This window comes from Methanobrevibacter thaueri (genome assembly GCF_003111625.1).
Classification (GTDB): domain Archaea; phylum Methanobacteriota; class Methanobacteria; order Methanobacteriales; family Methanobacteriaceae; genus Methanocatella; species Methanocatella thaueri.
In genome coordinates, this window is sequence record NZ_MZGS01000017.1 from 1 (window position 1) to 18414 (window position 18414).

The 18414-nt window shown below is 39.6% G+C and carries 21 protein-coding genes; 17 read left to right on the forward strand and 4 right to left on the reverse strand.

What is annotated here, in order from left to right:
• The first annotated feature begins 170 nt into the window (after nucleotides 1-170).
• The 15 genes from MBBTH_RS03035 (at nucleotide 171) to MBBTH_RS03105 (ending at nucleotide 13041) form a co-directional block, all read left to right on the forward strand.
• On the forward strand, nucleotides 171-1619 hold the full coding sequence (locus tag MBBTH_RS03035; protein ID WP_116591581.1) for an asparagine synthase-related protein: 1449 nt from the start codon (nucleotides 171-173) through the stop codon (nucleotides 1617-1619).
• 106 nt (nucleotides 1620-1725) lie between these two features.
• Nucleotides 1726-1941 (forward strand): Asp-tRNA(Asn) amidotransferase subunit GatC, encoded by a 216-nt coding sequence (gene gatC / locus MBBTH_RS03040; protein WP_116591582.1) that lies wholly within the window; start codon nucleotides 1726-1728, stop codon nucleotides 1939-1941.
• Between the two features lie 10 nt (nucleotides 1942-1951).
• Nucleotides 1952-2437, forward strand: coding sequence for an amino acid-binding protein (locus MBBTH_RS03045; protein WP_116591583.1), 486 nt, complete (start codon nucleotides 1952-1954; stop codon nucleotides 2435-2437).
• A 9-nt stretch (nucleotides 2438-2446) separates the two neighbouring features.
• Nucleotides 2447-3466 (forward strand): homoserine dehydrogenase, encoded by a 1020-nt coding sequence (locus MBBTH_RS03050; RefSeq protein ID WP_116591584.1) that lies wholly within the window; start codon nucleotides 2447-2449, stop codon nucleotides 3464-3466.
• Nucleotides 3467-3503: 37 nt separating this feature from the next.
• Nucleotides 3504-4715: a cofactor-independent phosphoglycerate mutase gene (locus tag MBBTH_RS03055; RefSeq protein WP_116591585.1), complete on the forward strand. Its 1212-nt coding sequence runs from the start codon at nucleotides 3504-3506 to the stop codon at nucleotides 4713-4715.
• Nucleotide 4716: 1 nt separating this feature from the next.
• On the forward strand, nucleotides 4717-5352 hold the full coding sequence (locus MBBTH_RS03060) for a flavodoxin family protein (protein ID WP_116591586.1): 636 nt from the start codon (nucleotides 4717-4719) through the stop codon (nucleotides 5350-5352).
• 3 nt (nucleotides 5353-5355) lie between these two features.
• On the forward strand, nucleotides 5356-6711 hold the full coding sequence (locus tag MBBTH_RS03065) for an MATE family efflux transporter (RefSeq protein ID WP_116591587.1): 1356 nt from the start codon (nucleotides 5356-5358) through the stop codon (nucleotides 6709-6711).
• A gap of 51 nt (nucleotides 6712-6762) precedes the next feature.
• Nucleotides 6763-7122 carry a GNAT family N-acetyltransferase gene (locus MBBTH_RS03070; RefSeq protein WP_341476445.1) on the forward strand — a complete coding sequence of 120 codons (360 nt, stop codon included), beginning with the start codon at nucleotides 6763-6765 and terminating at the stop codon, nucleotides 7120-7122.
• 9 nt (nucleotides 7123-7131) lie between these two features.
• Nucleotides 7132-7911: an alpha/beta hydrolase gene (locus MBBTH_RS03075; protein ID WP_116591589.1), complete on the forward strand. Its 780-nt coding sequence runs from the start codon at nucleotides 7132-7134 to the stop codon at nucleotides 7909-7911.
• Nucleotides 7912-7915: 4 nt separating this feature from the next.
• Entirely contained in the window at nucleotides 7916-8419 is a 504-nt protein-coding gene (locus MBBTH_RS03080) for a hypothetical protein (protein ID WP_116591590.1), read from the forward strand.
• A 67-nt stretch (nucleotides 8420-8486) separates the two neighbouring features.
• On the forward strand, nucleotides 8487-10103 hold the full coding sequence (locus MBBTH_RS03085) for a CTP synthase (RefSeq protein ID WP_116591591.1): 1617 nt from the start codon (nucleotides 8487-8489) through the stop codon (nucleotides 10101-10103).
• 85 nt (nucleotides 10104-10188) lie between these two features.
• Nucleotides 10189-11055: a prepilin peptidase gene (locus MBBTH_RS03090; RefSeq protein WP_116591592.1), complete on the forward strand. Its 867-nt coding sequence runs from the start codon at nucleotides 10189-10191 to the stop codon at nucleotides 11053-11055.
• An 80-nt stretch (nucleotides 11056-11135) separates the two neighbouring features.
• Nucleotides 11136-11483 (forward strand): hypothetical protein, encoded by a 348-nt coding sequence (locus tag MBBTH_RS03095; protein ID WP_133241936.1) that lies wholly within the window; start codon nucleotides 11136-11138, stop codon nucleotides 11481-11483.
• Nucleotides 11484-11555: 72 nt separating this feature from the next.
• Nucleotides 11556-12359 carry a hypothetical protein gene (locus tag MBBTH_RS03100; RefSeq protein WP_116591594.1) on the forward strand — a complete coding sequence of 268 codons (804 nt, stop codon included), beginning with the start codon at nucleotides 11556-11558 and terminating at the stop codon, nucleotides 12357-12359.
• A gap of 1 nt (nucleotide 12360) precedes the next feature.
• Nucleotides 12361-13041, forward strand: coding sequence for a diphthine--ammonia ligase (locus tag MBBTH_RS03105; RefSeq protein WP_116591595.1), 681 nt, complete (start codon nucleotides 12361-12363; stop codon nucleotides 13039-13041).
• On the opposite strand, the gene MBBTH_RS03110 is transcribed toward MBBTH_RS03105, so the two are convergent.
• From MBBTH_RS03110 to MBBTH_RS03120, 3 genes are read right to left on the reverse strand one after another with little or no spacing between them, the layout of a single operon-like run.
• Nucleotides 13042-13581, reverse strand: coding sequence for a nucleoside monophosphate kinase (locus tag MBBTH_RS03110; RefSeq protein ID WP_116591596.1), 540 nt, complete (start codon nucleotides 13579-13581; stop codon nucleotides 13042-13044).
• A gap of 5 nt (nucleotides 13582-13586) precedes the next feature.
• Complete coding sequence (locus tag MBBTH_RS03115; protein ID WP_116591597.1) at nucleotides 13587-14324, reverse strand: phosphopantothenate/pantothenate synthetase; 738 nt, start codon at nucleotides 14322-14324, stop codon at nucleotides 13587-13589.
• 13 nt (nucleotides 14325-14337) lie between these two features.
• A complete protein-coding gene (locus tag MBBTH_RS03120; protein ID WP_116591598.1) occupies nucleotides 14338-14721 on the reverse strand; it encodes a hypothetical protein in 384 nt (127 codons plus the stop codon).
• A 323-nt stretch (nucleotides 14722-15044) separates the two neighbouring features.
• On the opposite strand from MBBTH_RS03120, the gene MBBTH_RS03125 reads away from it, so the two are divergent.
• On the forward strand, nucleotides 15045-16091 hold the full coding sequence (locus tag MBBTH_RS03125) for a ribonuclease H-like domain-containing protein (protein ID WP_116591599.1): 1047 nt from the start codon (nucleotides 15045-15047) through the stop codon (nucleotides 16089-16091).
• A gap of 1 nt (nucleotide 16092) precedes the next feature.
• Nucleotides 16093-17610 (forward strand): HEAT repeat domain-containing protein, encoded by a 1518-nt coding sequence (locus tag MBBTH_RS03130; RefSeq protein ID WP_116591600.1) that lies wholly within the window; start codon nucleotides 16093-16095, stop codon nucleotides 17608-17610.
• On the opposite strand, the gene MBBTH_RS03135 is transcribed toward MBBTH_RS03130, so the two are convergent.
• Nucleotides 17605-18360 carry a 4Fe-4S dicluster domain-containing protein gene (locus tag MBBTH_RS03135; RefSeq protein ID WP_116591601.1) on the reverse strand — a complete coding sequence of 252 codons (756 nt, stop codon included), beginning with the start codon at nucleotides 18358-18360 and terminating at the stop codon, nucleotides 17605-17607. The genes MBBTH_RS03130 and MBBTH_RS03135 overlap by 6 nt on opposite strands.
• Between the last annotated feature and the right edge of the window lie 54 nt (nucleotides 18361-18414).

Below are 18414 nucleotides of genomic sequence, written 5' to 3' on the forward strand. Positions count from 1 at the left end.
AAGTAATTTACTATTTTTTAACCATTAAAAACAAAATTAAAGAAAAATTAGAACGAATTTTCACCGAAGTGAAATTTCAACTGTAAAAAATTTAAAATCAAATAAGCCTATAAAATTTTACAGACTCTTTTTTTTTAAATTTAAGTATCATTAGTTCCATACCTTATACCATGTGTTCAATAGTAGGTTTACAAGGTAAGGTCAAGGCAGATGATATAGTTAAAATGTTAAAGGTCTCTAAAAATAGGGGGCCGGATTCATCAGGTCTTTTTTTAGATGAAATTTACACAGACATTGATTTGGATGAATTCAGTGATGATAATGACTATCCTATAGCTTTTGGCCATAATCTGCTTTCAATTTATGACCTGAATGATAGGGTTTCCGAGCCACAGCCGGTGGCAAATGACAATCTTGTTGTAGTTTTCAATGGTGAAATCTACAATTTCAGGACAATCACCAATCTGCTTTCCAAGGTGGGTGTTGAAAAGGAGATTCTGTCCGATGCGGAGGCATTGCTTTACCTGATTGACTTCTACAATAAGGGAGACCTTGTAAAGGCTATTCAGATGGCAACCAAACTGATTGACGGGGATTATGCATTTGCCGTTTGGGATGGTGAAAATCTTGCGATTTCAAGAGATCCGTTGGGTGTCAAACCGCTCTTTTATGCTGAAAATGATGATTTAAAAGGTTTTGCATCATCCAGACAGTCCTTATATGAGGTCGGTTTTGATGAGATTGAAACATTGAAGCCAGAACACATTCTTTTTAACTGGGAGGATATAGCTCCGGCACAACCAATTTATGAAAAAATCTATGAGGGTGACGTAACTAAAATAGACAAGCTATTAAAGTTAAGTGTTTCCAAAAGGATTGAAGGATTAAGAGAGGTCGGTGTAATATTTTCAGGTGGTCTTGACAGTTCGTATCTCGCATTGCTTTTGGGAGAGATAGCCGAAAACATTCCATTGAAAATCACATTATATGCGGTGGGGGCCGAAGGTTCAAAGGACATTGAATCAGCGATATATGCCTCAAAATTCCTCAATCTTGACTTGAAGATATGTGAGGTTACAGAGGAGATGGTGCGCGAAAGTCTCCCAGAGGTCGTAAAGGCAATCGGTGATGACAATCTCATGAAGGTCGGCGTTGGAATGACCACATACCTTGCAACAAAGATGGTTGCCGAGGACGGAATAAAAGTGGCTATATCCGGCCAGGGTGCAGATGAGCTCTTTGGAGGATATAAGCGTTACCTTGAAAGCTTTGTAAACGACACCCTGAACTATGACATCCGTATGGACATCTCAAACATGTACCATGTGAACCTGGAACGTGATGACGCATGCTCAATGCTCAATTCAGTCGAGTTGAGATTGCCGTTTCTGGACAAGAACCTTGTGGAGCTGGTATTAAACATCCCTGACAACAAGAAAATCGTCTCCATGCATGACGACATGCGCAAAAGCATATTGAGGAAATTGGCCTTTGAAGAGGGTCTTGATTATGAAATAGCCTACAGGCCCAAAAAGGCAGCCCAATACGGAACAGGCATCGATAAGATTTTAAGAAAGAAGATTTTAAAGGATACCGACATTTCACAGTATCTTAAATAATCTTTTCAAACTTTTTTTAATCACTTTTCCCATTTTTTCTTATAACTTTATTAATATTAAAAAACATAATAAATATATTATTGATTAATATAGGAGTTTTAATATTATGACAATCGAAAAAGATGCTGAAGATATCATAGAAAAATTTTCAAAAATATTAGAGGACATTCCAGATTCAGATGAAACCTGGTATATCACCGATAATTTGAATTTAACACGTGAAGATGAAGCTCATGAAAAAGATCCAGAAAAAATATTGAGAAACGCCAATATTGACAAAGATGGAAATCTCATTGTAAAAAGAGCTGATTGGACAAATTAAGAGTGATAACATGAGAATAAATTTGGTTCTCGAACTTATGGATACTCCAGGACAACTTGTTAAAGCATTGGAACCAATCAGTAGTCTTGGTGCAAACCTTGTCACTGTTATTCATAAAAGAGATTATAAAAACGAAAAAGGCAATGTTCCGGTGCAACTCACCATTGAAGGGGAACATGAAGACCTTAAGAAAGTAGTTAACAGATTTGAAGAATTAGGATTTTCCATTATAGAAATGGATGGTGTAGTTAAAAAGGAAAAGATCACCACAATTTTCTTCGGCCACATTGTAGACCAGGACTTAAGAGACACCATGGACAGAATCAATGCACTTGACGGGGTTGTCATCGTTGCATTTGACATAAAATTGAACGGTGAGGAAAAATCCACTGCGTTAATCAACATTGAAGCAGATGTGGGCAAAAAGCAAGCGGTGTTTAATAGAATTGCAGAAATTGCTGAGGAAAAGGATTTACTGGTAATTAATGAAGTTTAAGTGATTATTATGGATGAATGTAAAGTCATTATTATGGGATTCGGTTCAGTTGGCCAAGGTGTAGCCAACGCCCTTTCCATGAAGAAGGATTTAATTAAAGACAAAACCGGAGTCAGCGTAAAGGTTGTTGCTGCAGCAGATTCATCTTCATCCGCAATCTCCCAGGACGGATTGGATGAAGAGTTGCTTGTAAAAACTAAAAAGGAAGAAGGAAAACTGGCAGCATATCCTGAATTCGGTTCTGATAAAAGCGGTTTGGATGTTTTGGATGCGGTTGAATACGATTGTCTCATTGAAGCAACTCCTACTAATATCGTTGATGCACAACCGGCACTCTCATTAACACTAAAAGCATTCGAACAGGGAAAAGATGTAGTGACCTCAAACAAAGGACACTTGGCACTCAAATTCAAGGAAATAGTTGGCGCTGCTGAAGAGGCAGGCGTTGAATTCAAGTATGAGGCAAGTGTCGGAGGATCAATGCCTATTATCAATTTCACAAGAGACACACTGGCATCATGTGAAATCAAGTCAATCAAGGGTATTCTAAACGGTACCACAAATTACATCCTCTCAAGAATGACTTCAGAAGGTTCAGATTATGAAGTCATACTTAAGGAATCACAGGAATTGGGTATTGCAGAAACCGACCCAACACAAGATGTTGAAGGTATAGATGCAGCTTGTAAAACAGTAATTTTAGCAAACTCACTTTTAGGCATTGACGCAACCTACAGTGACGTTAAGGTTGAGGGTATTTCAAACATTAACTCACAGGCTATTGAACTGGCTAAAAAGGACGATTACCTAATCAAGTTAATAGCTGAAGTGTCCCCTGAAAATTTACAGGTTTCCCCTCGTCTGATTAAAAGGGGAAGTTCCTATGACGTAAGCGGAACCCTGAACATGGCCACCATCAAGACAGATTTGGCGGATGAGGTTTCCGTGATTGGACTTGGAGCAGGTTCTCTTGAAACTGCTTCTGCGATGTTGACTGATTTAATTAGTATTTTAAAGAATAAAAACTAATTAAATTATTTTTTTACTTTTTTTAAATGATGATAATATGAAATATGTAATTTTTATCCCTGATGGGTCAAGTGATTATCCTGTAGATGAATTAGGTGGCAAAACTCCTTTGATGGTAGCAAACACTCCAAATATCGACAAGTTAGCTTGCAAAGGATTTGGAGGATTCACAAACAATGTGCCTGACCAGTACACACCTGGTTCAGATGTGGCGAACATGAGCATTTTCGGATACAATCCAGCTGATTTCTACACAGGCCGTGGACCGCTGGAAGCGGGCAGTGAAGGAATTCCAACCACTCCATGCGATGTTATATTCAGATGCAACACCATCTACAGCGAAAGCGATGCAATGGACGACTTTAATGCAGGCCACATTTCAACCGAAGAGGCCGATGAGCTGATGAAAGGATTGAACGAATACTTCAATGAAAAGTATCCTGACTTCAAAGGCAAGTTCTACACCGGCGTAAGCTACAGGCACCTGTTCGTATACTCCTGCGACAGTGTGGAGGACGCCAAAATCATGTCAAGCATCAAGACAATGCCTCCTCATGACATTGTTGACGAAAAGCTGGTGGACAACCTATTCGGAGAATGCGAACTGGCCGAGGAATTCCACAAGATCATGTATGAGGCAAGGGAATACCTTAAGGACCATGAGGTTAACAAGAAAAGGGAAATCCCTGCAAATATGGTGTGGCTATGGGGACAGGGCGTAACCCCAACATTGCCTAACTTTGAGGAAACCTATGGAATCACAGCTTCTGTAATAACAGGTGTCGATTTGCTTAAGGGAATCGGAAACTTTGCCGGAATGAACATAGTGAATGTTCCTGGCGCCACAGGATATTTCGATACAGACTATAAGCAGAAAGGTGAATACGGTATTGAAGCATTAAAAGAAACTGATTTATTGTTGATTCATATTGAGGCTCCGGACGAAGCGGGCCATGCTCAAAATACTGAAGAAAAGGTCAAGGCAATTGAAAGAATTGACGAGTTCATTGTCGGACCGATAATCGAAAGCCTTGAAGGCAGCCCATATAGGGGCGCAATCCTTCCGGACCATCCGACTCCAATCAGCGTCGGAACCCACACCCGTGACAATGTGCCTATAATCATATTCGATTCCGAACGTGAAGGGGACGATTGCGAATCATTTGATGAGGAAGGAGTTAAAAAAGGATCCCTTGAATTTAAACAAGGACATTTCTTGGTACAAAGATTGATTGATGGAGATTATTAGAATGAAAGTATTATTAGTTAACGGAAGTCCAAATAAAAATGGATGTACTTTTACAGCTTTAAGCGAAGTTGCAAAAACCCTAGAGGGACATGATATAGAAACAGAGATTTTCTGGATTAAAACAAAACCGATAACAGGATGTATTGCATGCATGAAGTGTGGCGAGAAAGGACAATGCACATTTGACAATGATGTTGTAAATGAATTCGTCAAAAAGGCATACGATGCAGATGCTTTTGTATTCGGCTCACCTGTGTATTATGCCAGCGCAAACGGATCCATGACTTCATTTTTAGACAGGGCATTTTACTCAAACTCCCATGGAGCCAATGGCGAGGCATTCAAGCACAAGCCTGGAGCTGTGGTATGTTCCGCAAGACGTGGAGGAACAACCGCAACCTACGACCAGCTAATCAAGTATTTGGGAATCAGCCAAATGCCAATCATATCCTCATTCTATTGGAACATGGTTCACGGAAATACTCCTGAAGAGGTCATGCAGGATGAGGAAGGATTGGGCACCATGAGGCAATTGGCCCACAACATGGCATTTTTCCTGGAATGCATGAAAGCAGGTGAAGAGAAAGGTTTGACCATAACAGAAGAAGAAAAACCTCGTACAAACTTCATAAGGTAAGTTATGAACATTTTCAAAACTCCTGAAAACTATCTATATTCAAATAGGGCATTACTTGCCTTATTCATTCCACTTTTAATAGAATACTCATTGGAATTCCTTGTGGGATTTGCCGATTCAGTGATGGTGGCTTCATTAGGTGAAGCGGCCATATCAGGAGTTTCACTAGTTGACTTTTTAGTTCAACTTCTCATTTTTTCATTTTCAGCTCTTGCAACGGGTGGTGCAGTCGTTGCGGGACAATATTTGGGCAACAATCAACTGAAGGAAGCCCAGGACTCTGCAACCCAGCTTGTCTGGTTTTCAACAATATTATCCACAATACTGATGATTGCAATCCTTTTTTTAAGACGATTTTTAATTGGGCTCTTGTTTGGACACATTGAGGCTGACGTTTGGGCGAACGCCGACGTATATCTCTATTTCATGGCATTGTCAATTCCGTTTTTGGCCATTTACAATGCTGGAGCGGCGATTTTCAGAACAACCAACAATGCATACACTCCAATGCAGATTCTTTTCGTCTGTGACATTTTGAATGTAATCGGAAATGCGATTTGCATCTACTTTTTGGGATGGGATGTTCGAGGAGTGGCCATTCCAACAGTGATTTCAAGGCTGCTTGCGGCCCTTCTGATATTGCATTTCGTTGTTGACGAAAATTATAAATTGCATATAAAAAAGACTTTAAAGCATAAATTCGACACCAAAATCCTTAGGAAAGTTTTGGAGATAGGCATTCCATATGGAGTTGAAAACGGCCTATTCCAATTGGGAAGGGTTTTGGTCCTCAGTCTCGTCTCAACATTCGGGACAATGGCAATAGCTGCAAACTCCGTTGGTTATGCAATAGGCATATTTTCTGTATTGCCCGGTTTTGCCATCAATCTTGGACTGACTGCAATAATATCGAATTGCGTTGGAGCCAATGACTATGAGCAGGCAAGGTACTACAACAGGAAATGCCTGATTATTGTGGTGATTTCACACATTGTCATAAATGCGATAATCTTCGCTAGCCTGCCATACGTTTTAGGCATTTACAACCTATCGGCAAAAACGGCTGCAATGACCACTGATATGGTGATTTGGCACGGAATATTCGCAATAATAATTTGGCCGCTGTCATTCACATTGCCGGCAACATTCAGGGGAGCCGGAGACTCAAAATCAGTGATGTACATTAGCCTTGCAGTGATGTTCACCTGCAGAATAGCATTATCATATGTCATTGCCGATTGGATGGGCATAGGAGTGTTCGGAACATGGATTGCAATGTTCATCGACTGGTATGTGAGGGCTGCGATTTACATTTACAGATATTTCTCAAACAAATGGACAGAATACAGGGTGGTTTAAATTAGATCTGAAATAACATATAAGAATACGCATAAGTTTTCAAAAAAGGAACTGCAGGAGCTTTTCTGCTCAGTGGAATGGTCTTCTGGGGAATATCCCGAAAAGCTTGTCATAGCGATGAAAAACTTCGATACTGTCTATTCCGCATGGGACGGTGAAGATCTGGTCGGGATGATTTGCGTAATGGATGACGGAATAATGAACGCATATGTTCATTATCTGCTCGTAAAGCCTGATTACCAGCTTAAGGGAATTGGAAGGGAACTTGTCGAAAGGGTCAAGTCCCATTATAAGGACTATTTGAGGATTGTTGTAATCTGCTTAATGGAGAACGTTAAGTTTTACGAATATTGTGGATTCGATGTAGAAGAGGATAAGCGCGCATTATTCATAACAGAATTGGAAAATTAAGGGATAACTATGGTATTGTTTAGAGGAGACATAAAGTGCAAGAGCTTGCAGAGGAGAACTTCAATCAGCGTGATTTTGCCTGCGGACAACATTCATTTCCTGCAGGACACCGAGGAAATCGTCCCGCAGCCATACAGGACATTGTATCTGCTTCACGGATTATACGGCAGCGATGACATATTCCTTGCAAACACATCCATTCAGAAATTTGCCGAAGACCATGGGATAGCCATTGTAATTCCATGTGGTGAAAACAGTTTCTACGTTGACAACGAGAAGGCACACGCATATTACGGCGAATATGTCGGTCAGGAATTGCTTGACATCACAAGAAACATCTTCCCTCTTTCGGACAAAAGGGAGGACACTTTCATTGCAGGATTTTCCATGGGAGGATATGGAGCCCTTAGAAACGGCTTGAAATATTCTCAAAACTTCTCCAAAATCGGAATGATTTCACCTGCACTGATAACCGATGATATCGCTGATTATGCTGATGACAACAACGTGCTGCATTCAAGGGACTTCTATGAATCAGTTTTTGGCGATTTGGATGAGATTAAAAATTCAGATAAGGATCCTAAATTCTTAATTGAAAACTGTGAGGACCTTCCGGACATCTACATGGCCTGCGGAATAGATGACTTTTTGTTTGAGAAGTGTGCAGATTTCTACAAGTACCTGAACTCCAAAGGCATTGAAGCAAGGTTTGTCGGCGATGAGGGAGAGCACACTTGGGAATTCTGTGACAAGTACGTCAAGGATTTCATTGAAACATTTTTAGGGTGATTGAATGGTGAAGTTATGTCCAAAATGCGGTGCCGATTTGACTGAGGTGATTGGAGGATACCTTTGCCATGAATGCGGCGGAGGAATGTATAGTGATGATGAGGTGATTACTCCAAGTTGCCCATCCTGCGGAAGCGAGCTTGGAACTCTGGGCGATACCTACTACTGCTTTCAATGCGGCAGGACCGTAGGAAAGGATGATGCGGTCTATGGTCATGATGTTGATTTTGATGATGATTATTCATTTGATGAGCCTGATTATGATTCCATGGTAAACAATGGTGACAATATCTGTCTGAATTGCACATACTGGAGCGTAAGTCCCTATGGAGCATCTTACGGTATGGTATGCAGGAGAGGATATATGACTGAAGGCCCTGGAGACTCCTGCAGTGATTTTGAGCAGTCCCGCAGCTTTGCAAATTATGGTGATGGTGGTCAATATCAGTTTGATGAGACATCAAGGGACATTTCAAACAAGTTATATTATTGGAAAAATAATCGATAGTCATGCCACTTTATATACCAAATTAAATTTTTATATATTAGTAAAAACTAAAATTATAGTATAATTATTGGAGAGGATTAATCTGACAAAATATATCATTATAACTGGTGGGGTAGTTAGTTCCATAGGTAAGGGTATCACCTCTGCATCTATGGGTAGAATTTTAAGGTCTTATGGTTTAAAGGTTTCAGCTATTAAAATAGACCCTTATTTGAACTGGGATTCTGGAACACTCAATCCATATCAACACGGTGAAGTGTACGTTACTCATGACGGTATGGAAACTGATTTGGACCTTGGACATTATGAAAGATTTTTGGATGTTGAACTTGATGGAATGGCTAATATTACAACCGGAAAAGTTTATGAATCCGTCATCGCTAAGGAAAGGGAAGGAGGATACCTGGGCGAATGTGTACAGGTTATTCCACATATAACTAATCGTATAAAAGAGATGATTAGGGCCAATTCCGAAAGCGCAGATTATGATGTGGTTCTTGTCGAACTCGGTGGTACTGTTGGTGATATTGAAAGTCAACCTTTCCTCGAAGCCTTAAGGCAACTCAGAAATGAAGAAGGCAGAGAAAACGTTATGTTTGTCCACGTTACATTTATCCCCTACCTAAATGCAGCTGGAGAATTCAAAACAAAGCCTACCCAACACTCCACAAAAGAATTGAGAAGTGTCGGTATTAATCCTGATGTAATTGTATGTAGATCACAGGTTCACATTGACGATGCGCTTCTTGGAAAAGTGGCACACTTCTGTGACGTGGATGTTAACGCTGTAGTAAACACCCCTGACGCAGGAACCATCTATGAAGTGCCTTTGGTTTTGGAAGACCGCAACATCGGTGAGCTAATCGTTAACAGAATAGGTTTGGATGTTGAAGCAGACACCTCCAAACTCGATGAGTGGAGAGAAATTGTAAAATCTCTTAAGATAACTGACCCACAGGTCACCATCGGTATTGTCGGTAAGTATGTTGAACTTGAAGACTCATATATCAGTATCCGTGAATCATTGCTTCATGCTGCAGCAAGCATTGGCGTGAAAGCAAATATCAAATATTTAAGTTCCGATGTTGAGGAGCTTGACGGGGATGCCTTAAAAGAGTTTGATGGTATCCTGATTCCTGGAGGATTCGGTGAAAGAGGATTTGAAGGTAAATTGGATGCAATTGATTACGCAATCGAAAACGATGTTCCACTGTTCGGAATCTGTCTCGGTATGCAGTCCATGGTAACCCAGTTCGCAAGAAGAAACGGCTATCCTGAAGCAAACAGTTCAGAGTTCGGTGATGACATTGTCGACCCTGTAATTGACATGATGGAAGAGCAAAAGAAAATCAAGAACATGGGCGGAACAATGCGTTTAGGTTCCTATGACTGTAAGATCATTGAAGGAACCAAGACCTATGAGGCATATGGTGAAATCGATATCGAGGAACGTCACAGGCACAGATACGAATTCAACAATGATTACAGAGATGACCTGCAGGAAAAAGGCTTGATAATTTCAGGTACTAGTCCTGATGACTTTTTAGTTGAAATTATCGAATTGCCAAATCATCCTTGGGCTATTGGTTGTCAATTCCATCCGGAATTCAAGTCAAGACCTAATAGACCTCATCCATTATTCAAAGCATTTTTAGAAGCTATTTACGAGTATTCTAAAAATTAATTTTTCTTTTTTTTATAACTTAAAAACAATTTTGCTAGCTTGGCTTCTGCTTAATTTATATTATCTGACGTAGAATAATATACCTATGAATTTCAGTAGTATATTTTTAATTCAGATAACTGTTACAGTATTGTTTTCACTTTGCGCGACAATTTTCGATGTTAGGAAGGGTTTTGTTCCGAACCTGTTATGCTATATCCTGATTGCCTTCGGCCTTTTTTCGAACCTGATTTTGTCATTGATTTCAACTAACATTAAATTCATTCTAGCTTCAATTATTTCAATGGTTATCACATATTCCATCACTTATATGCTATGGCAATTGTCGATATGGGGAGGTGGTGATGTAAGGCTCTTCACTGGCATTGCCACAGTAATACCATTCGGTTTAAACATTGACTTTTTGCACATTTTTCCGGTATTGTCAGTGTATCCCTTTTCGTTTAGCGTTGTCATAAACAGCATACTGGTGTCATTTCCATTCCTGATGGTCTTCGTCTGCTATGCGATAGTCAAGAAGGACCTGTTTCAAAACAATATAGACATACTCTTCAACGTCTTCAGCGTGGACAGCCTGAACTACATCAAGGAAAAGACGCTGAACAAGACGATACCCGTTAGGGAGATAAAAGAGGGAAACATTGTAAACAGCTATTATTTCGACGATGAGCACATCTCTGATTTGATTGGGGAAGAGGACGGAAACCTGAAGGTATACGAGAACACAGATAAGGGCTGCAAATATTATTTCAAGTCCATAAGCGCAGGGGGAATAACGAAAAAAGAGGAGAGCCTCCTTAAGATAATGAGCGTTCAGGGGTTCATTGACAATAGGATCTCAATAAAGGTTTCATATCCATTCACTCCGGCAATCGTGGCGGGATTGCTGATTGCGGTGTTCTATGGGGACATAATGATGATTTTTGCAAAAAACATAATGCTGGTGATATGATGAGGGATAATTGGGGCCAGGTTTCGCTGGAATATCTTTTGATATTTGCCATATCCATGATACTCCTGATAGCGTTTACATTGCCCTTGACGGACTTCACAATCCAGACTGCCCTTGATGTGTCGGATTCCCTTGACATGAAATCAGATCTCTCCAAACTCTCGCAGGCAATTCAGACCGTTTACGGTCAGGGTCAGGGGTCAAGGCAAATCGTGAATATAATCTCCCAGACTCCCAGCAAGATTGACGTCACCGATAGCCATGTCTCATGCAATCTAAAGCTTAAGGACGGAAGCAGAAAGCTGGTGAAAGTGACCTCCAAGTCAAACCTGGCCAAGACCACAATACCAATATCCGAGGGCACAAACACGATTGTCGTCGAATGGCCGGTGGGTAGCGAAACTATGAATATCCACAAAACAGGCTAAAATTCATACAAAGTTATTTTAAGTATTATAACTTAATATTAAAGTATAACACTAATTGGTGTGTGGAATTTTATGGATATAATTACAACTATAATTTACATAGTTTTATTCATTATCATGATGCTTTTTGTCTTTTCAATAGGAATGTTAAGACATTATATGCCAAAGCGTGAAATACTTTTGGTGTTGGTTGTGGCGTTCTTCATTGGCGCAATCGGAGGAGCGTTCTTCCTGCAGCCGATATATGAGGAATTGCCTGCCATGGCAAGCGCTGTTGAAAGTAACATGCCTAATAATGAAGAAACTTTATACTTAGACTTGTCTTCTTCAATCGACACTAACCAGTTGAGGGACCAGTTGTCTTCAATGGATGGTTTCAAGTCCTTTGATGAGACCTCGATCACGATTCCGATGTGGAGTTTCAACGAACGGGAACACGACTATTTCGCTTCAATTGTGGGAAATATCGATTCACATTATAAAAACTACAATGTAACCTCAAATGAGATTAAAATTGAGCTTGCAGAAAATTACACTGCATCAGATGCTCTAAAATCATTTTCAGACTGGTATAAACTTGTATATGACGATACCATTTCATATGCACAGATTCATGCCGTTCTTGTTGTGGATTCAACCAAGCTGGATGATTTTGAACAGGCATTGCTTGAAAAGGGAATCGTTGCGTCTAAAATTGAAGGACCTATTCAGGACAGTGTAAACAATACAAATGCCTCAATGTTGTCAAATCTTGAATTTACCATGGTTTGCGGTGGTGTAGGTGTCATTGTTTCAATAATCGGAATCTACATGGATTCTGTAGTGCCTTTATATAGAAGATTTAGAAAGTTCATGAATACTAAGCGCAAGAGATAATATGAATGTTGCAGTATTGTTTTCAGGCGGTAAAGACAGCACTATGGCCGTTTATGCCGCATTGGATGCGAAAGAGGATGTCAGGTATCTTCTTTCCATGAAATCCAGGAATGATGAATCATACATGTTTCATGTTCCTAACATTCATATAACTGATCTGCTTGCAGAGGCACTCGACATTCCGATAATGTCAGTTGAAACCGATGGGATAAAGGAAGAGGAACTTGAGGATTTAAGGACTGCTTTTGAAAATCTTAAGGATTTGGGCGTGGAGGCCATATACACAGGCGCCCTTTACTCAGTTTATCAGAAATCCAGAATAGAAAAGCTCGGCAGTGAAGTGGGATTGGAAATAATCTCTCCCTATTGGCATGTCGATGAGCTGGAATACATGCGGAAAATCGTATCCCTTGGCTTTAAGATAATGATTTGCGGTGTGGCAGCATGGGGATTGGACGAGTCATGGTTAGGCCGCATTATCGACGATGAGACAATTGATGAACTTGTAAGGCTCAATGAAAAGTATCATGTTGATATTGCATTTGAGGGCGGTGAAGCCGAAACCCTGGCCATTGACGGACCTATTTTTAAAAAAAGACTTGAAATATTAAAATATAAAAAGGAATGGCACCTCGACAGTGGTGTTTACATTATCGAAGATGCAACCTTGCAGGAAAAATAATCATAATCCGATTTCGTCAAAGAAATCGTTGATGTCCTGAATGAAGCTTTCCATATCGCTTTCGTTGATTATCAATCTGTCGGAAAGTGAAATGACGGATCCGATACCGAAGCCCAATTCAGACATATCTCTCTTTTTGAATTCGTTGAAATCCTGTGAATCGTCTTCTCTCATTCTCTTTTTCAATCTTTCAAACCTTATGTTGGTGTTTGCAAAGATTGATAGGATCATGAAGTTGTCAAAGTTTTCCTTGAACATGTCGACCTCATGAAGGCTTCTGATTCCTTCAACGATTATGGTTTTTTCAACGCCTTCATCCTGAAGCTTTTTGATTTTTTCAATTGTCAATTCGGAAATGATGTATTCTCCGAATTCTTTTCTTAGGTTTTTAGCGGTTTCCTTACTGCCTTCCCCTCTTTTTTTAGCTTCTTCTCTCACGATGTCTCCCATACTAACGATAATCGCACCTTTTTCAGTTGCAATGTCAGAAACTATTCCTTTTCCGGAACCAGGTAATCCAGATATTCCCATTACTTGCATTATATTCACTCTTTTAATTTAATCTGTTCTAATGATTCTTTAAGATTCTCTTCATTATCAAAGTCATTAACTATTTCCATCAATACTTGCTTGTCTTGAGTTTTCAAGTCTTCAGCTATTTTTGTCATGAAAGGTATCGCACGGACAATGTTGTCCATTATTGACACGTCAGACATTTTTGAAGTTCTTGAAAGTGGGTTCAAATCAATGGTTATTATGTTTTTGCCGCTTTTTTTCAATATTTCGGCTCTGTCCCCATCTTCCAGAGGTATCAATACGGTATCGGCACTGTATATTCCAGTTTTGCTGGCGCTTGCCCTGTTGTTCTTGATGTCAGTGAGATACTCGATGTCATCGTCCAGGGTGCCCAATATTTTATCGTAACCGAGATCCTTGTATATCTGTGTGATGATCTTCACCCTGTCGTCGGTTCGGTAAAACAGGTTTATTTCGATTTTTGCGCCGACACTGTTTGCCAATTCAATTATTTCTTCAACAGCTAATGCGGTGGCATTTCCATTAACGGAAATTACCGGATTATTTGATAAGAGTAAAGCTGCAACGGCAACATACATTGCCCTTTTTGCAGGATAGGTTGTTCTTTCACCAATTAGATAATCAAAAGCCTCTCCCCTACCATGAGCTATCATTGCGGAGTCTGCCAGATATCCCTTTTTGGCGGCTTTCACCATTTTGTCTCTTAAAAGAAGAGATTCATAACGTGGATGTGATTTTGGTATCATTAATGTTGTCTCCTTATTTTAAATCAATTTTCATTTGCGCCAAATAGCCTAACAGTGTGGTAATTGATAATGTTATTACTGCCACTGAAATTATGTGTATTGTGTAATTTTCAAACATTGGGTTTGGAACATTCGGTAAAATGAAAAAAATCATATCTAGAATAATATCGATTATTACAAAGACTATTCCCACTAAAATCCCTTCAACAACCTCGTTTGTCTCGATATTCCTGATGTAGAGTATTCCGAAAAATCCTGTAACGACTATGCTTATTATTGGGATAATGATGTCGATATGAGGAAGCCTGGTTGTGAATATTGGGCCGAAAACTGCGGATAGTGCGTATGATAATGCCCATATTACAATTCCGAATATTATTGCTAGTTTCACTTTCATTTTTTAAACCTTAAATTATAATCAATTATATTTTTGGTTTGAAAATGTTAAATACTTTTCTAACAACATAAGGTTCGTAAAAATTAAAAATAGATTGGGATGTTTAGGTAGTTAATATGATAATTAACTACCTATTACTTGTTTTACAAGCTTTAGAGAAATGAATTTTAAATTTGGCTGTTTAATCTATCTCTCAAGGCTACTATGTAGCCTTATTTATAATATTGTTTTAACTATATATAAATGTTATTGTTATTTTATAAAAATTCAAGTATACTTTATTAAAAACCTTTATATCTATCAAATTAATAAAGTTAAATTGAATGACACATGACGATAACTTTGAAGAGTATTTGAGGAAGATGTTAAGTAACTCCATAAGCTCACTTAACCCCTCAGAGGAGGCAAAGGCCAGGGCAAGGAAATTGTCACCTTCCTACTTTATGGATTTGAAGGAAAAACTGCTTATTGAATATGAGGGCAAGAAATTGGCCGACGTTATGGACTGCAAGGTCTCTAAGGAATCCTATGGGGAAGTGCTGAAAATAGAAAACTCACAAAGGATAGACTTCAACATTGAGGACAATGACTTTAAAAAGCAGATAAACACTAACCTCAAGCTTCTTCCGAAAATTGGCTTGAAGACAGAGCAGAACCTCAAGAAAAAGGGCTACACAACAATAGAGTCACTGAAAGGCCATGACAAATACTCAGATGTCGCAGGCAAGTTCCTCTCCACAATAGATGACATGAGCTACCTTGAAATAATGGACCTTCTGGACAATAACAGGTACACAAAAAAATGCAGGAACAACATCATCAAAAGCATTAGCTTAAAGGATCCTGAAGACTTCAAGTTCATGGATATCGAAACCAAGGGACTCTCCAATGTTCCAATAATACTTATAGGCGTGGCTGAAATAAAGGGAAGCAGGATCATATCCTCACAGTACTTCCTAAGGGATTATTCCGAGGAGGCAAACATAATAGAGGCCTATCTGAGCCATCTGGATGAGGACTCCGTGCACGTGACATTCAATGGAAAGACTTTTGATGTGCCGTTTATAAAAAATAGATGTAGATACAACAGGATTGATGGAAATCTCGACTTGCCCCATCTTGACCTGATGTATTTTGCAAAAAACCTTTGGAGCGACGAGCTGCCAAATTGCCAATTGCAAACAATTGAAAGGGAACTGTTTGGAATCGAGCGTGAAGGAGACGTTCCAGGACAGTATATTCCAGGATATTATGACACTTACCTAGAAAAGAATAATATAGGTCCCGTTGTGCCGATAATAGAGCACAACTGTCAGGACATCATTTCTCTTGCAAGCTTTTTGGATAAAATGTATAGGGACGTAAATTAAAATGGGATTGTTTGACAGATTTAAAAAGGATAACACTAAAGAAAAAAAGCCTAAGGAAGAAAAGGTCATCCCCGATGATTTGGAAATTGATGCGGATCAGTTGATATTGAAGGAAATAGCCACAAACAGCAAGGATCGCTATGAAAGGGCGGCCGCCGCTGATCAGGTCACCGACCAGTATGTTGCACTGGACATGTCAAAGACCATAAAAGACCGTGCAATAAGGCTGATAGCCATCAATAAGGTTAAGGATGAACGATTGCTACGTGACGCTGCCGAAAACTCACAGTTTTTTGATGTGAGAAGCTTTGCATGGGAAAGGCTGGGCGAAAACAACAAGTCCATAGCCGAAGTGGTGATAAACACCAAGAAAAACCCTCACGCTGATGAAATCTTTGACAAGGTAAGCGATGAGGAAACCCTTGCATGGATTGCGACAGATGCGCAGGACAAGAAATACAGAAACAGTGCCATTGACAAAATCAATGACCCTAATGTATTGTATGATTTGGTGTTTAAGGCAAAGGACAGTTCCATTAGAAAAACGGCGGTATTGAAGGATTCATTCGTCAGCGAGGACATCCTCCAGAAGGTGGTGATTGAGGATAAGGACGAATCCGTTAAGATGGCAGCCGTGGGAAAAATCAAAAATGAGGACAATTTGGCTAAAATCGCATTGAACGAGGACAATGCCAAAATCCGTTCAATCATCTTTGACAGAATTCAAAACCCTGAAATCATAGAGGATATTGCATTGAACTCAAATAAGGCAGATGTCAGATTGGACATTGTTAAAAAAATTGATGATGAAAAGCTATTGGCGCAAATGGCCTTGAATGACGATGACCACATCGTCAGAAGCGAAGCCGCCAAAAGGATAACTGATGAGGACGTTCTGCTCAAAATCATTTCCAGCGATGACGACAGGTTTGTTCGCCAAATTGCCGTAAACAACATTCAAAACCCTCAAGACCTGATTAAGATTGCCTTGGAGGATGAGGACCAATTTGTAAGAAACCATGCCATCAAAAACGAAAATTTGACTGATGAGAAGGATTTCACCTACATTGCTATCAACTCAACCCACGAGGAAATTGCCATGGAGGCTTTGAATCACGTAACCGAAGAGAAGAACTTCATTGAAATCCTCTGGAATGCAAAGCTTGATACAATCAAAAAAGCCACACTGGACAATATCAATGATTTGGAAACCCTGATAAGAATAGTTCTTGCCAATGAGGATGAGGAATTCTCGCTTAGGGCATTGAATAAGATCAAGGTTGAAAAGTGTCTCTTCAAGATTTATGAGCAGGGGATATCTGAAAAGATTTCCGTCAGAGCGGTGTCACTTATTAAAAATCAGAAACTGTTGACTGACATCGCCAGAAACGAGGAATCCTGGAGGGTTCGCGAAGCTGCAGTTAAAAAAATAGTGAGTAAAAAGGTTTTAAGGGAAATCTCAATGAATGATGAAAACGAATACGTTAGGAATGTGGCTAAAAAGAGAATGAATCTATAAATAGAATTCAGGCTCTTTTCTTTCACTGTTCGCTTTTTCAAAATCTACTTTTTTCGCCTCGAAGGCGGCTCCTGAGAATTTACGGGCATCTTCAGGACATATTGAGATGCATGCTGTACATCTTGAGCATATGTCCAGGTCGGTAGTTACCGGATCATCGTCAGGAATTGCCTTTTCAGGACATATTGAAACGCAGTCATAACAGAATGCACAGAGACTTTCATCACATGTTATCTCAAACGGCAACTGCTTATAGTCGGTGTAGGGCCTGTTTCCAGGTATGTCTGACTCCAATAATTCACCGGATTCTATCTTTTCAATACATTTCTGACTAAATTCATTGATTTTTTCAATATCTGAACTGTCTGGTCTTCCCACAGCAACGCCATCGAAGATTGAGTGGTGGCTGACGGTTGAAGCTGCTGCAACAACATTGAAGCCATTTTCTTTGGCTAGGTCAACCAGTTCCAGCAATGCATCGGTAACATGGGCATTTCCGTAATTTACGACAGCAATTGCCTTTGCACCGTTTCCCTTGATTTTTGAAAATCTCTCCCTGGCGGTTTTCGGAAGCCTTCCGGCAAAGATTGGCATGGCTATTATGGCAATGTCATCACTTGAGAGCTCCTTTGAGTATTTGAAATGAAGCAAGTCACAAATCTCTTTTTCCTGGCTGAAATTATTGGCTATTGTTTCAGCAACCTGTTTTGTTGTCCTTGACGGACTGAAAAATATTTCTACAATTGTCATACTCTCTCACCTAAATTATCAATTATATATATGATTAGAAAGTATTTAATATTA

Excerpts from the sequence above, each read along its gene's own strand:
- MBBTH_RS03035 (WP_116591581.1), top strand. The coding sequence starts at position 171 with ATGTGTTCAATAGTAGGTTTACAAGGTAAGGTCAAGGCAGATGATATA.
- gatC (WP_116591582.1), top strand. The coding sequence starts at position 1,726 with ATGACAATCGAAAAAGATGCTGAAGATATCATAGAAAAATTTTCAAAA.
- MBBTH_RS03045 (WP_116591583.1), top strand. The coding sequence starts at position 1,952 with ATGAGAATAAATTTGGTTCTCGAACTTATGGATACTCCAGGACAACTT.
- MBBTH_RS03050 (WP_116591584.1), top strand. The coding sequence starts at position 2,447 with ATGGATGAATGTAAAGTCATTATTATGGGATTCGGTTCAGTTGGCCAA.
- MBBTH_RS03055 (WP_116591585.1), top strand. The coding sequence starts at position 3,504 with ATGAAATATGTAATTTTTATCCCTGATGGGTCAAGTGATTATCCTGTA.
- MBBTH_RS03060 (WP_116591586.1), top strand. The coding sequence starts at position 4,717 with ATGAAAGTATTATTAGTTAACGGAAGTCCAAATAAAAATGGATGTACT.
- MBBTH_RS03065 (WP_116591587.1), top strand. The coding sequence starts at position 5,356 with ATGAACATTTTCAAAACTCCTGAAAACTATCTATATTCAAATAGGGCA.
- MBBTH_RS03075 (WP_116591589.1), top strand. The coding sequence starts at position 7,132 with ATGGTATTGTTTAGAGGAGACATAAAGTGCAAGAGCTTGCAGAGGAGA.
- MBBTH_RS03080 (WP_116591590.1), top strand. The coding sequence starts at position 7,916 with ATGGTGAAGTTATGTCCAAAATGCGGTGCCGATTTGACTGAGGTGATT.
- MBBTH_RS03090 (WP_116591592.1), top strand. The coding sequence starts at position 10,189 with ATGAATTTCAGTAGTATATTTTTAATTCAGATAACTGTTACAGTATTG.
- MBBTH_RS03100 (WP_116591594.1), top strand. The coding sequence starts at position 11,556 with ATGGATATAATTACAACTATAATTTACATAGTTTTATTCATTATCATG.
- MBBTH_RS03105 (WP_116591595.1), top strand. The coding sequence starts at position 12,361 with ATGAATGTTGCAGTATTGTTTTCAGGCGGTAAAGACAGCACTATGGCC.
- MBBTH_RS03110 (WP_116591596.1), bottom strand. The coding sequence starts at position 13,581 with ATGCAAGTAATGGGAATATCTGGATTACCTGGTTCCGGAAAAGGAATA.
- MBBTH_RS03115 (WP_116591597.1), bottom strand. The coding sequence starts at position 14,324 with ATGATACCAAAATCACATCCACGTTATGAATCTCTTCTTTTAAGAGAC.
- MBBTH_RS03120 (WP_116591598.1), bottom strand. The coding sequence starts at position 14,721 with ATGAAAGTGAAACTAGCAATAATATTCGGAATTGTAATATGGGCATTA.
- MBBTH_RS03125 (WP_116591599.1), top strand. The coding sequence starts at position 15,045 with ATGACACATGACGATAACTTTGAAGAGTATTTGAGGAAGATGTTAAGT.
- MBBTH_RS03130 (WP_116591600.1), top strand. The coding sequence starts at position 16,093 with ATGGGATTGTTTGACAGATTTAAAAAGGATAACACTAAAGAAAAAAAG.
- MBBTH_RS03135 (WP_116591601.1), bottom strand. The coding sequence starts at position 18,360 with ATGACAATTGTAGAAATATTTTTCAGTCCGTCAAGGACAACAAAACAG.